Genomic DNA, 13,723 nt, shown 5'->3' on the forward strand with positions numbered 1-13,723 from the left:
CACTTAAAAGCAAAGAAATTTAATGAAAGTCCGAAGAAAACTTGTTTTAGATCAAAAAGCATAATAGGGTTGTAACAAGGTTTTAACAAACATCCTTAAAAATTGCAATTTTCCCCATTTTCTGCTAAAAAGTGCGGTATGATTTCTACAAATTTTAAAAGGACAGCACATGCCACAAGAAACCATTTTCAGCAAAATTATTCGTAAAGAAATTCCAGCGGATATTGTTTATCAAGATGAATTAGTCACCGCTTTCCGTGATATTTCACCACAAGCCAACACCCATATTTTAATCATTCCGAACAAATTGATTCCAACCGTCAATGATGTAACCACAGAAGATGAAATTGCTTTAGGACGGTTATTTACCGTGGCAGCCAAAATTGCAGAGCAAGAAGGCATTGCGGAAGATGGCTATCGTTTAATTGTGAACTGCAATAAACATGGCGGACAAGAAGTATTTCATATTCACATGCACTTAGTTGGCGGTGAACCGCTCGGCAGAATGTTGGCAAAATAGGGCGAGTGCATGAAAAAAATTCTGTTAATTTGCACCGCACTTTTTTTAGTCGCCTGTAGTTCAAGCCAGCCGTCATTAGTTTATACTCATGCCCCGATTTTAAATATTACGGCGGAACTTAACCCATTGATTGATGCTAATGTAACTGCTCAATCCGCATGGGTAAAAAATAAATCAAATCAAAATATTAACGTTCAATATGATGTATTTTGGTATGATCAAAACGGCGTGACGCAACCTGTGAGCTTACAACAAGAACAATATCGGGCAAATTTATTGCTTGCTCCTGAACAAAAGCAAGCCATTAATTTGAGTAAGCCAACACCTGAAAGTGTGAATTATCGTTTATATTTACAATTAAAATAACTATGTCAACTTTACTTATTGATTTAAAAGGTCAACAGCTTACCCAAGAAGAAGTGGAACTGCTAGAACACCCCTTAGTCGCAGGCTTAATTCTATTCAGTCGCAATTTTTACGACCGTGAACAAATTCAAGCCCTGATTAAAGATATTCGGCAACGAGTGAAAAAGTCCTTATTGATCACCGTGGATCAAGAGGGCGGTCGGGTACAGCGTTTCCGTGACGGTTTTACCCAACTGCCTGCCATGCAATCTTTTGCCGAAATTTGTTCTGATCATCAAGAACAACAACGTATTGCCTTAGAAAGTGGCTGGCAAATGGCAGCAGAAATGACGGCACTGGATATTGATTTAAGTTTTGCTCCAGTGCTAGATTTAGGACATCAATGCAAAGCCATCGGCGATCGTAGTTTTAGTGGTGATATTGAACCTACCATTCGCCTTGCCACGGCGTTTATCCACGGCATGAAACAAGCAGGCATGGCGACCACAGGCAAACATTTCCCTGGGCATGGTCACGTTATCGCCGATAGTCATTTAGAAACGCCTTATGATGAGCGTCCAAGTGCGGTGATTTTTGAGCAAGATATTCAGCCGTTTCAACAGTTGATTGCCAACAATTTGCTTAATGCGATTATGCCTGCTCATGTAATCTATACGCAATGTGACGCTCAACCAGCTAGCGGTTCAAGCTACTGGTTACAATCCATTCTTCGCCAACAATTCGGCTTTAACGGTGCCATTTTCTCTGATGATCTTGGCATGAAAGGGGCCGGATTTATGGGGGATTTTATAGAGCGTAGCGAAAAAGCCTTGCACGCAGGTTGTGATTTATTATTGTTATGCAATGAACCTGATGGCGTGGTACAAGTGTTGGATAAGCTAAAACTGCAAGAAAATGCACCGCACTTTGCACAACGTCAACAGCATTTACGTTCACTATTTAAGCAAAAATCTTTTTCGTGGAATGAACTGACTAAAACCGAACGTTGGTTAAGAAATCACAAAGTATTGACTGCATTTCAACAGCAATGGTTGGAATGTAAAATCTAATGATGATTAATTGTCAGCATTATCAAGCTCAACAATGTCAGTCTTGTCAATGGATAGCGAACGACTATCCATTACAATTACACCAAAAACAAGAGCATCTAAAACAACAACTGGCTAAATTAGATCTGTCAAAACTCGCTTGGTTTGCACCTTTTCCATCACCACTGACAGCGTTTCGCAATAAAGCCAAAATGGTGGTGTCAGGGGCGGTGGAACGCCCAATTTTAGGCATTGTGAATCCACAAGATCAAGCGGTAGATTTAACGGATTGTGAGCTTTATCCAGCCCATTTTGTCAATATTTTCCCTATTCTCAAAGACTTTATTGGACGTGCAGGGTTAGTGCCATACAACATAGCAAAACAAAAAGGTGAACTGAAATTTATTTTACTCACCGAAAGCCGTTATAACGGCGAATTGATGTTGCGTTTTGTATTACGCTCCGAGAACAAGATTGCATTAATTCAACGAGAATTAGCGAAATTACAAGCAAAATTACCGCAGTTAAAGGTAATTACCGCGAATATTCAACCTCAGCATGCGGCGATTTTAGAGGGCGAAAAAGAAATTTTTCTCACTGAACAGAAAGTGTTGGAAGAACAATTTAACCAAATTCCGCTATTTATCCGTCCACAAGGTTTTTTCCAAACCAATCCAACCGTGGCAGAAAACCTTTATGCGACAGCTCAACAGTGGATAAAAGATTTCCCCATTAATTCGCTGTGGGATTTGTTTTGTGGCGTAGGCGGATTTGGTTTACATTGTGCGAAAGCACTTAGCGAGAAAAATCCGCATGTTGAATTAACTGGCATTGAAATTTCACCGTCTGCCATTCAAGCAGCGAAAAAATCAGCGGAAAAGTGCGGTCTAAAAAATGTCAATTTTCAATCCCTCGATGCGGCTAATTTTGCTCTAAAGGATCAACAAACGAAGCCTGATTTAGTCATCGTCAATCCCCCAAGACGAGGTATTGGCAAGCCGTTAGCCCAATTTCTCAATCAAATGCAACCGCCATTTATTCTCTATTCCAGCTGTAATGCAGTGAGCATGGGAAAAGATTTAGACGAATTAAGCCATTACCAACTTCGTAAAATACAACTATTCGATATGTTTCCACATACTAGTCATTATGAGGTGTTGGGGTTGTTAGGGCGTGTCCCTATTTCATAAAATCGTATCTTTTGGGGTAAAAAGTCCCTATTCTGCGTTAAAAATTCTCGCCATAGAATAGCTATGGCTGCGATTTTTGCCTTGAATATGTGCTTTTTCCCTCCAAAATCTATAGATTTATGGAATAGGGACACGCCCTAATCAAACAAAATTAGTTCAATTTCGGACTTGTCCATTTTCTAAACCAAACAGGTAATAGCGTGGATCCCATGGCGGAGAAAATAACCAAAGCGACACCGACTGCTGTGACCAAAGAAAGATGTTCGCCTAAAATCAGCAAAGCAAGAAAAACCCCAAACACAGGTTCTAACGCACTGAAAATAGCGGAAATATTGGCACTGACATCTTGTAAGCCTTTGTTCCATAAAATATAGGCTAACCATGTGCAACCTACGGATAAATAGAGAACCCCCCAAATACCCTCGCTACTCGGGTTAATCTGCCAATTTTGGGTAAATAATAGGGTCATAGGAACACAGGTTACGGTGCCTAATACAATTAAAATATTGGTAAATTCAACCGCTTTGAGTTCTTTCATCACATCTTTGCTCATATATAAACAAAACGCAAAAATGAAACCGCCAGAGAGAACCATTAAGCAACCTAATAGGCTGACATCGCCTTGTTCTTCAGAACCTAATACCACTAAGGCAACCCCGATAAAGGCAACGATACCAAACAGAATGTCGATTAATTTAAGCCGTTGTTTGAAGAATAATACGCCAACTAGCACAGTAATTAAGGGTTCTGCCCCTAACATAGTAACGGCACTGGCGGCGGAGGTGAAAGATAGCCCGATAAATTGCAACATAAATACCGTTGGAAACACCAAACATGCAATCAGCCACATTTTTTTGACTAAATGGCTTGGAATTTTGCGATAAGCAGGAAAAAAGGCAGGCAAAGAAAAAATGGCTGCAATGGCTAAACGTAATTGCACGGTAATGGCAGGGTCAAACATCGCATAACTATATTTTCCTGCAATAAATGAACTTCCCCAAATAAGGGCAGCTAATAAGAGATAAATCATGGTTATCCTTAGCTTTTGGCTAATAAATCCTGTTTGCGGATACCGAGTAAGATTAACATAGCAAAATAGCTTACTGCGGCAAGGCAGATTAACCAAGCTAACCAATGTACTCGTTTAAAAAATGTCATGGCGTGCCATGTCATTAATTCAGGACTAAAATACCACACCAACGATCCCATTACCACGGCAGAAAGCAAAACTTTGCTAAAAAAGACCGCACTTTTTTTCGAAAAATGATACACATCGGCTTGGGCTAATCTACGATAAAGCAAATAAGCATTCAGCGTAGCCGACATGGCAGAGGCAATGGCTAAACCCACATAACTAAACGGAATAGCCAATAGATTAAAGCCCATATTACTGACCATGGCAATAATCCCAATTTTCACCGGCGTTTTGGTGTCTTGTCTGGCGTAGTAACCGTTCGCCAGAATTTTGATTAGCATAAAACTCAATAAGCCAGCATTAAATCCCCACAACGAAAGGGCAGCGGCTTGCACATCATTGAGCAAAAATTGCCCACGCATAAATAACGTGAGTAACATGGGTTCAGCTAATACTGCAATACCGATCATGGCTGGTACGCCGAGTAATAAAATCATACGAACGCCCCAATCCATAGTTTGACGAAAATCCACCGCACTTTTTTGTGCATCATCACTACGATTCACATGATGACGAGCTAATGTGGGCAAAATCACGGTAGAAATCGCAATGCCAAATAAACCGAGCGGAAATTCCAGTAAACGGTCGGAATAATACAGCCAGCTAATCGATCCTGTCATTAAAAAACTGGCAATAAAGGTATCAAGCAATAAATTAATTTGACTGACGGAAACGCCGAATAAAGCGGGAATCATCAGGGTACGGATTTTTTTCACACCGACATCATTCCACGCCCATTTTGGCTTAACGAGTAAGCCAGCTTGACGCAAAAAGGGAATTTGAAACAGAAATTGTAGCAAACCACCGACAAAAATACCGATTGCCAACGCAAGATCGGGGCTATCTAAATGTGGTGCTAATAAAAGTGCGGTGCAAATCATGGCAATATTCAGCAATACAGGCGAGAAAGACATCACGCCGAATTTGCCAATGGTGTTTAAAATCGCCCCTGATAACGCCACAAACGTAATAAACCATAAATAAGGGAAAGTAATTTTAAGCAATAATGACGCTTGGCTAAATTTTTCCGCATTGGGTCCATCGTTAAGCCAATCCACAAACCAACCCGTCCCGAAAATGGCGGCGACAATCGGCGAAGCAATCATAGCGAATACAGTAACAAGAGTCACTAAACCGCCTAAGGTTCCCGACACTTTGGCAATAAATTCACGAGTTTTGTTGATGTCGCCTGATTTTTGATATTCCGCTAAGACTGGCACAAAGGCTTGCGAAAATGCACCTTCTGCGAATAAACGGCGTAAAAAATTCGGAATACGGTTAGCAAATAAAAATACGTCTGCTGCTGCACCTGCTCCGATGATATTGGCAATCACCACATCTCGCACTAAACCGAGTATCCGTGAAAGTAATGTCATGCTGCTGACGATAATGCCTGATTTTAAAAGTCGTTTACTCAAAATGGTTGTTCTCAATGTAGAAATCGGAAAAAATTAGCTTAATTTTATAGAAATTTCATTTTAATGCTATATTAAAACAAAAAAAACTGATAAAATCTCGCCCTACATTGTTTAAAGCGTTGCTTAACGGCTTATAGCAACCGAAAAACGGTGCCAAGATTCGGTTGTGTCTCACCGAAAACAACAAATTTACAGACAGCTCATTCTAATTTTGAATGAAAGAGCAATATTGATTAATTAACAGAAATTCTTAGGAGTTTGACCTTGGCTAATATCAAGTCAGCAAAAAAACGTGCGGTTCAATCTGAAAAACGCCGTCAACACAATGCAAGTCAACGCTCAATGATGCGTACTTACATCAAAAAAACTTATGCAGCAGTAGCAACTGGCGATAAAGCAGCTTCAGAAGCCGCTTTCGTTGAGATGCAAAAAGTCGTGGATCGTATGGCATCTAAAGGCTTAATTCACGCTAACAAAGCAGCTAACCACAAATCTAAATTAGCAGCTCAAATTAAAAAATTAGCGTAATTGTTGATTTAAAAATTAATGAAAAATAAACCGCACTTTTGTTTAAAAAGTGCGGTTTTTTTGTTGTTTATAATCGGTGAAATAGTTGTGAATAATGTATTTCTACTTATTTGAACCCTCAGGGTGCAAACCAATTCCTGCGTGGCGTTGTTTTAATTTATCCATCACATTCGCCCAATTTAAGTTGGCATCTTGCAATAACACAGTTAAATGATAAAGCAGATCTGCTGTTTCAGACACAACTTCATCAGGATCTTTCGCCATTGCCGCTAAGGCAGTTTCAACCCCTTCTTCACCGACTTTCTGAGCAATCTTCTTCGTCCCTTTAGCATACAGTTTAGCAGTATAAGAACTGTCAGGATCGGCATTTTTGCGTGATTTAATCAGGTTTTCTAATTTGCTGAAAAATACCCAATCAGGCAACGTTTGCAATTCACTAAAACAACTTTCTGTGCCTTTATGGCAAGTGGGTCCAATAGGATTAACTAAAATTAACAACGTATCATTATCACAATCCAACGCCATATCCACCACGTTCAAAAAATGCCCCGAAGTTTCACCCTTTGTCCATAGCCGTTGTTTGGTGCGGGAATAAAAAGTCACTTTCTTTTCAACCAGCGTTTTATTTAATGCTTCTGCATTCATATAGCCCAGCATTAATACTTCGCAAGTTTTGGCGTTTTGTACGATAACGGGGAGCAGGTTATCAACTTTTTGCCAGTTGATGTTTTGTGTATTAATCATTATTTTCTCACTTCCACTTTTTCTTGTTGTAAGTACTCTTTCAATTCCCCAATATCAATAATCCGTTTATGAAACACACTTGCCGCTAAAGCTCCATCTACATTGGCTTCCACAAAGGCATCACGAAAATGCACCATTTCGCCTGCACCGCCTGATGCGATTAATGGCACATGACAAATTTCACGCACTTTTTTTAACTGCACCAAATCATAGCCGTTACGCACGCCGTCTTGATTCATCATATTCAACACGATTTCGCCTGCACCACGTTGTTGCACTTCAGCGACCCAGTCCAATAATTGCCAGTTAGTTTGGCAAGTACGATGTTCATCGCCCGTATATTGATTAACCCAATATTTCCCCGTTTCCTGTTCAAACCAACTATCAATTCCCACCACAATGGCTTGCACGCCGAAACGTTGAGAAAGTGCGGTGATTAATTCGGGATTTTCCAACGCAGGCGAATTAATGGAAATTTTATCCGCCCCAAAGGCGAAAAGCTGTTCTGCATCGGCAATGGTTTTAATGCCACCTGCCACACAAAAGGGAATATCAATCACTTTGGCGACACGTTCCACCCAGCTTTTATCCACGGTGCGACCGTCTGATGAAGCGGTAATATCATAAAATACCAACTCGTCTGCCCCTTCTTCGGCATAACGTTTCGCTAAAGGCACAATATCACCGATGGTTTCATGATTGCGAAATTGCACGCCTTTCACCACTTGACCGTCTTTTACGTCCAAACAAGGAATTATCCGTTTTGCCAACATTCGATCGCCTCAGCTACATTAAATTTGCCCTCTAACAAGGCACGTCCTACAATTACACCAGCTACGCCAGTCCCTTTTAATGCTTGAATATCCGCCAATGAGCCAATACCGCCCGAAGATTGAAAATTGATTACGGGGTATTTGGCACAAATTTCACGATATAAATCCACATTAGAACCAGCTAAAGTGCCATCTCGAGAAATGTCGGTACATAAAACATGTTGCAAACCAACGGATTGATAATCTTCAATTAATGCTTCCAACGACACCCCACTGGCTTCTTGCCAACCACTGATTGCGATGATTTTATTGCCTTTTTCATCGATGTTGACATCTAACGCCAAGACAAATTTTTCCGCCCCATATTTTTCAAACCAACCTTTCACAAGGTCTGAATTTTTCACCGCAGTTGAACCGATCACGACACGATTCGCCCCTACGGCTAATAAATCCGCCACATCTTGTTCGTTGCGAATACCTCCACCGACTTGAATTTTACATTGCGTGGTTTCTATGATGTTGCCAATTAGCTTGGTTTGACGTTTGGCAGGATCTTTCGCTCCAGTTAAATCCACCAGATGCAACTGTTCCGCCCCTTGTGCGAGATAGCTGGCAAACTGCTCAACAGGGTTATCACTATATGTGGTTTGTTTGGTGTAATTACCCTGATGTAATCGCACCACTTGACCATCAATCAGGTCAAGTGCTGGGATTATGATAGATTTCTTCATTAGGTTTTCCTAAAGTATTGCTTAACGTAAGCGTAAAGTTGAGCCGACAGTTAATTTTGCTGTTGATGAAAGACCATTCAAGCTCACAATTTCATTGATACTTTTACCGCTTAAGTAGCTGATTAAATAAAGTGTATCGTATTTACCCACAGTATAAGTTGCTCCCGTGTAACAACCTTTCTGAATTTGGCTATAAACAGGTGTATTTGTGCTATCACGCACCACCGTACAATTACCTACCTGTTCAGCATTTCCACTGGCATTATTACTGGCTGGTTGGTCATAAGTTGGTTGGTTATAGGTCGGCTGTTGATATTGAGTGTTTGGCTGTCCCATGGTGCTAGGCATTTCGGTTGGTTGAACATTTGCATAAGGCTCACTCACATCAACCACTTCAGAGCTTGAAGTAGCGTCTGTGGTAGATGAGCTATTAGTACAACCGATTAATGCAAAGGCGACTAAAGGTAATACAAAAAGTGATTTTTTCATTTGAGAATCCTATTTATTAAACAAAATATAAATTAATTTACCTTAAAAAGGTATGTTATAGCCTATCATAGATTTGTCATCAGCGTAATAAATTACCCTGATGAATCATTAGATATTTTCCACAAAATTTCGCAATAATTGTGAACCATTTTTACCTGAACGTTCAGGGTGAAACTGCACGCCGTAGAAATTTTTACTCGCAATGGCAGCCGAAAAATCTACTCCATATTGACTGGTAGCAATGGTATTTTTATTCGGCAATACGGCATAACTATGCACAAAATAAAAATGGCTATCTTGCTCAATATTGACGAATAACGGATGATTGTCGGCATAATGCACCTTATTCCAACCCGTATGTGGCAACGGCAAACCCGTATTAGGAATTAATTCCGTATGCCCTGTCATGAGATTTAAGGTTGATACATTGCCTTCGGCGGAATATTCCGTCATTAACTGCATGCCTAAGCAAATGCCTAACATCGGTTGAGTAGCGTTTTTAATGATCTCAATCAGTTGGCGTTGTTCTAAATTCCGCATAGCAGCAATAGCCGTGCCAACACCGGGTAAAATCAGTTTGTCGGCAGATTGGATTTTATTCAGATCGCGGGAGATCTCGGCAGTGTAACCCAAACGGTCAAAAGCGAATTTGACTGATGATAGGTTGGCACAGCCAGTGTCGATGATGATAATATTTTTCATAATTTATAGTTTAACCGTAAGTTATTGCCAATCTTCAAAGCGTAATTTATTTACACGTGCAAATTCTTTAGTATTATGGGTAATCAAGATTAAATTACGATTAATTGCTTGTCCTGCAATCTGTACATCATAAGTACCAATAGGTGTCCCTTGTTTAGTTAATTCTGCTCTAATTTTGCCAGCTTGTTTGGCATCATCTAATTCAAAGGGCAAAATAGTAAACGGCAATTTATCTAATTTAGCTAAATTTTCTGTTTTACGCTGACTTTTTTCCGCACCATAATAAAGCTCAAACATAACAATACTAGGTAAAGCGAAGTCAGTTGGAGAGTAACGTTTCAAGTGAGTAATAAAATCTATATTGTTATTTAAAATGGCAATAACGGCATTGGTATCTAACAAATATTTCATTCAAAACTGCTCCAATCTCTTTCTTGAGCGGTAGATAAACGACCATCTTCAATAGAGTGTACAAAACTTTCATCTAGTTTACCCATTTCAGTCAGTTCGTCTAACCACGACCAATCATTTACAATCGGCTCAAGGATCACCTTTTGACCTTGTTTTCGAATACTCACTTCTTTACTATTAAAGCGAAATGCTTTGGGTAGGCGTAAAGCCTGAGAATTACCTGTCCAAAATAATTTTGCTGTTGTCATTGTTTACTCCCAACTCTTGTTTGTATATATTAAGAGTATATATAAATATATCAATATATTCAACTAATATGAGAACTACAACACCCCTTTACTACTCGGCAACACATCACTTTCAATCCGAATGGCTTGTCTTAACGTCCGTCCAAACACTTTAAACAAACTTTCAATTTTATGATGATCATTCTCACCTTGCACACTTAAATGTAAAGTCGCTAACATTGTAAACGCAATGGATTGGAAAAAGTGTTCGGTGAGTTCGGTACTGAAATCGCCTACTTTATCTCGTTTAAATTCGGCGTTAAATTTAATAAACGGACGACCCGATAAATCCAACGCACATTTTGCCTTACATTCGTCCATCGGCAACACAAAGCCAAAACGTGCAATACCACGCTTGTCACCAATCGCCTGTTTTAATGCGGTGCCTAAGGCAAGTGCGGTGTCTTCCACACTGTGATGTTCGTCAATCCATAAATCCCCTTGACAAGACACATTCATGCGAAAACCGCCATGGGTGGCAATTTGATCCAGCATGTGATCAAAAAAGCCGATGCCTGTTTTGATCTGATTAATCCCAGTTTCATCAAGCCATACTTGCACTTTAATATCGGTTTCTTTGGTTTTACGCACCACTTCGGCATAGCGTGGTGGACGTTCACCGATATTGGTTACTGGTTCACCGAGTAATTTTTCACTAATTAAATCCCAATTCAATTTATCAGGGTGATATTGTAAGGCTCGAGTGCCTAAATTTTCGGCTAACTGTACATCCGTGGCACGGTCGCCAATCACAAAACTACTGTCAGGATCAAAAAGCTGTCTGACAATATATTTTTCTAATAATTTGGTTTGCGGTTTACGGCAATCACAATGATCTTCTGGCTTATGCGGACAAATCAGCACGTCATCAAATTCAATCCCTTGTGAACGAAAAATTTCCATCATCGCATTGTGTGGTTTATCGAAACTGTCTTGTGGAAAAGAATCTGTACCCAACCCGTCTTGATTACTGACCATCACAAAACGATAACGATCTTTCAGTTTAAGTAAGGCAGGAATCACATTTTTTTCCAGTTTTAATTTTTCCAGACTATCAATCTGAAAATCGGTTTTCGGTTCGTCTATTAATGTACCGTCACGGTCGATAAATAAGGTAGGTTGTGCTGTCATCATATTTTCCTTGTGGCTTTTGTTTTTATTAATTAACAGATAAATTATCAAAATCACGGATTTTTTGATAGGTATCTTCTAATCCCGAACTAAAATTAATTTTTTTCAATTCAAGTACCGCATTAGATTTTACAATCATCCGCAACGGCTGAAATTGCATATTACACATATAAAGCTGTTGATGTGGCAACATGTGTTGTACAAAACGGGTTAATGCGTGAATTCCCCCCGTATCTAGCACTGTAACCGCATCACATTGCAACACAATATGTTTGATTTCGTGATCGGTATGCACAGTTTTTTCGTGTAAATCGGCAAATAAATTATCCGCCGCAGCAAAAAACAGCGGACCACTAATGCGATACACTAACACATCATTTAAATCTTCGGGGTGAGTTTGTTCAATGGATTTAGTCATTTCCGCAATGGTACGAATAAACAATAAACTCGCCAACAACACGCCCACCGTAATGGCAATCACCATATCGAAAATCACGGTTAAGAAGATACAAGTTAATAACACCGCAATTTCATTCGCTCCCGAACGGCGAACTAAATGAATGATATTACGTAGATCTGCCATATTCCACGCCACCATTAACAGCAATGCTGCCATGGAAGCTAAGGGTAAATAAGATAAAGCCTGAGCGAATAATAGCAGAGAAAACAATACCAACAAGCCATGCACCATACTGGAAATCGGCGAAAAAGCCCCTGATTTCACATTAGCGGCAGAACGTGCAATAGCCGCTGTTGCTGTGATACCACCAAGAAACGGCGTAATAATATTGCCGATCCCTTGGGCTAATAATTCGTTATTAGAATGGTGTTTAGTATTGGTCATATTATCTAATACCACCGCACACAATAAAGATTCAATCGCCCCTAAAACCGCCATTGAAAATGCTGCGGGTAGCAAAGATTGAATCGTATCAAAATTCCATTCTACTAACTTCCCTTGTGCATTCGGAATATTCCACGGTAAGGCAAATTCAGGCAATACATTGGGGATCCCTTGCCCGACAGAACCATCTGCCAGTTGATATTGGAAAGCCGAACCAATGGTTTGCACATCATAACCAGCCATAATCAAAACCAGCGATAAAATCGTACCTATGATGACTGCGGGTAAATGCCCTGGAAAAGGTAAACGAAAACGATGCCATTGGGATAAAGTTAATAAAGTAACAACACCAACTGCCGTATCCGCCCAGTTAATAGTCGGAAGTGCGGTGAAAATAGTATAAACTTTTTCTAAATAATGGGCTGGCATGACATCAATATGCAAACCAAGAAAATCTTTAATTTGCAAAGTTGCTATCGTAATCCCGATGCCACAGGTAAAGCCCAAAGTGACTGGTAACGGAATATATTCAATTAACCGTCCTAGACGAAACAACGCCATTAGCACTAAAATTATCCCAGATAACAGGGTCGCCATGAGTAATCCGCCCAAGCCAAATTGTTGCGTTACAGGATATAAAATAACCACAAAAGCGGCTGTTGGTCCTGAAATATTAAAACGAGAACCGCCCAACAAAGCAATCACAATGCCTGCCACAATCGCCGTATATAAACCATGTTGCGGTGGCACGCCACTAGCAATCGCCAATGCCATTGACAACGGAATGGCAATAACCCCAACCGTCAACCCAGCAATAATATCTTTAATGAATTGCGTTTTCCCATAACCTAAGCGAAACGCATCTTGTAATGCACTGAACGGCTTAACTGCTAACAGGGCATTTTTGGTAAGAAACCATTTATTTAACATTGTTCTATCTCGAAAATTAAAAGCTACAGACTATTTTAACCAAAATTCTTACAAAAAACTTTGCGTTTTCGCAAGAAAAGCGAAAAAAGACTAGACGAAAGGGAAGTTAATTCTTATAATCACGCCCGCTTGCTCAATGAATCCATTGAGTGTCCAGAATGGTAAGGTGTCCGAGTGGTTGAAGGAGCACGCCTGGAAAGCGTGTATGTGGGAAACTGCATCAAGGGTTCAAATCCCTTCCTTACCGCCAGTTGTATGTTTTTTAATGTTTTTCTTGTCTTTCCTGTTTTATAACTCACTATTTTATAAGTGTTTTTTGTTTTTAGCGTTTTTTGCGTGTTTTTTTGTCTTTGTAAAATGATCACCAAATGATCACCAAAATGAAAAAATTTCCGTTTTTTCGTTGGTTGGCTTGTTTTGGTGATCATTTCTTGAA

At 39.9% G+C, this 13,723-nt stretch carries 16 protein-coding genes and 1 tRNA gene; 6 read left to right on the forward strand and 11 right to left on the reverse strand.

The window, feature by feature from the left end:
- The first annotated feature begins 169 nt into the window (after positions 1-169).
- The 4 genes from hinT to rlmC are packed head-to-tail and all read left to right on the forward strand — an operon-like array spanning position 170 to position 3,104.
- Positions 170-520 carry a purine nucleoside phosphoramidase gene (hinT, locus tag O1Q79_RS00845; protein ID WP_386689464.1) on the forward strand — a complete coding sequence of 117 codons (351 nt, stop codon included), beginning with the start codon at positions 170-172 and terminating at the stop codon, positions 518-520.
- A gap of 9 nt (positions 521-529) precedes the next feature.
- Entirely contained in the window at positions 530-886 is a 357-nt protein-coding gene (locus tag O1Q79_RS00850; RefSeq protein ID WP_386692502.1) for a YcfL family protein, read from the forward strand.
- A 2-nt stretch (positions 887-888) separates the two neighbouring features.
- A complete protein-coding gene (gene nagZ / locus O1Q79_RS00855) occupies positions 889-1,935 on the forward strand; it encodes a beta-N-acetylhexosaminidase (protein WP_386692503.1) in 1,047 nt (348 codons plus the stop codon).
- 2 nt (positions 1,936-1,937) lie between these two features.
- Positions 1,938-3,104: a 23S rRNA (uracil(747)-C(5))-methyltransferase RlmC gene (rlmC, locus tag O1Q79_RS00860; RefSeq protein WP_386693316.1), complete on the forward strand. Its 1,167-nt coding sequence runs from the start codon at positions 1,938-1,940 to the stop codon at positions 3,102-3,104.
- Positions 3,105-3,255: 151 nt separating this feature from the next.
- Here rlmC and O1Q79_RS00865 read toward each other — a convergent pair whose 3' ends face one another.
- Both O1Q79_RS00865 and murJ read right to left on the reverse strand, forming a co-directional pair.
- Complete coding sequence (locus tag O1Q79_RS00865) at positions 3,256-4,134, reverse strand: DMT family transporter (protein ID WP_386692504.1); 879 nt, start codon at positions 4,132-4,134, stop codon at positions 3,256-3,258.
- Between the two features lie 8 nt (positions 4,135-4,142).
- Positions 4,143-5,717 (reverse strand): murein biosynthesis integral membrane protein MurJ, encoded by a 1,575-nt coding sequence (murJ, locus tag O1Q79_RS00870; RefSeq protein WP_386692505.1) that lies wholly within the window; start codon positions 5,715-5,717, stop codon positions 4,143-4,145.
- A 264-nt stretch (positions 5,718-5,981) separates the two neighbouring features.
- On the opposite strand from murJ, the gene rpsT reads away from it, so the two are divergent.
- Entirely contained in the window at positions 5,982-6,245 is a 264-nt protein-coding gene (gene rpsT / locus O1Q79_RS00875; RefSeq protein ID WP_386689482.1) for a 30S ribosomal protein S20, read from the forward strand.
- 102 nt (positions 6,246-6,347) lie between these two features.
- Here rpsT and hisIE read toward each other — a convergent pair whose 3' ends face one another.
- From hisIE to dauA, 9 genes are all read right to left on the reverse strand, one after another.
- Complete coding sequence (gene hisIE / locus O1Q79_RS00880; protein ID WP_386692506.1) at positions 6,348-6,989, reverse strand: bifunctional phosphoribosyl-AMP cyclohydrolase/phosphoribosyl-ATP diphosphatase HisIE; 642 nt, start codon at positions 6,987-6,989, stop codon at positions 6,348-6,350.
- Complete coding sequence (gene hisF / locus O1Q79_RS00885; protein ID WP_386692507.1) at positions 6,989-7,762, reverse strand: imidazole glycerol phosphate synthase subunit HisF; 774 nt, start codon at positions 7,760-7,762, stop codon at positions 6,989-6,991. Before hisF ends, hisIE begins: the two co-directional genes overlap by 1 nt.
- Positions 7,744-8,493, reverse strand: coding sequence for a 1-(5-phosphoribosyl)-5-[(5-phosphoribosylamino)methylideneamino]imidazole-4-carboxamide isomerase (hisA, locus tag O1Q79_RS00890; protein ID WP_386692508.1), 750 nt, complete (start codon positions 8,491-8,493; stop codon positions 7,744-7,746). Before hisA ends, hisF begins: the two co-directional genes overlap by 19 nt.
- A gap of 21 nt (positions 8,494-8,514) precedes the next feature.
- Entirely contained in the window at positions 8,515-8,982 is a 468-nt protein-coding gene (locus O1Q79_RS00895) for a LysM peptidoglycan-binding domain-containing protein (protein ID WP_386692509.1), read from the reverse strand.
- A gap of 108 nt (positions 8,983-9,090) precedes the next feature.
- Complete coding sequence (gene hisH / locus O1Q79_RS00900; protein WP_386692511.1) at positions 9,091-9,684, reverse strand: imidazole glycerol phosphate synthase subunit HisH; 594 nt, start codon at positions 9,682-9,684, stop codon at positions 9,091-9,093.
- A 21-nt stretch (positions 9,685-9,705) separates the two neighbouring features.
- Positions 9,706-10,095 (reverse strand): type II toxin-antitoxin system VapC family toxin, encoded by a 390-nt coding sequence (locus O1Q79_RS00905; protein WP_386692512.1) that lies wholly within the window; start codon positions 10,093-10,095, stop codon positions 9,706-9,708.
- Positions 10,092-10,343 (reverse strand): antitoxin, encoded by a 252-nt coding sequence (locus O1Q79_RS00910; RefSeq protein WP_386692513.1) that lies wholly within the window; start codon positions 10,341-10,343, stop codon positions 10,092-10,094. Before O1Q79_RS00910 ends, O1Q79_RS00905 begins: the two co-directional genes overlap by 4 nt.
- A gap of 75 nt (positions 10,344-10,418) precedes the next feature.
- Positions 10,419-11,513, reverse strand: a complete 1,095-nt coding sequence (hisB, locus tag O1Q79_RS00915; RefSeq protein WP_386692514.1) for a bifunctional histidinol-phosphatase/imidazoleglycerol-phosphate dehydratase HisB — start codon at positions 11,511-11,513, stop codon at positions 10,419-10,421.
- A 28-nt stretch (positions 11,514-11,541) separates the two neighbouring features.
- Positions 11,542-13,287: a C4-dicarboxylic acid transporter DauA gene (gene dauA / locus O1Q79_RS00920; protein WP_386692515.1), complete on the reverse strand. Its 1,746-nt coding sequence runs from the start codon at positions 13,285-13,287 to the stop codon at positions 11,542-11,544.
- Positions 13,288-13,447: 160 nt separating this feature from the next.
- On the opposite strand from dauA, the gene O1Q79_RS00925 reads away from it, so the two are divergent.
- A tRNA-Ser gene (locus O1Q79_RS00925) sits at positions 13,448-13,537 on the forward strand.
- Positions 13,538-13,723: the final 186 nt, after the last annotated feature.

The organism is Lonepinella sp. MS14434 (assembly GCF_042468235.1).
GTDB lineage: Bacteria > Pseudomonadota > Gammaproteobacteria > Enterobacterales > Pasteurellaceae > Lonepinella.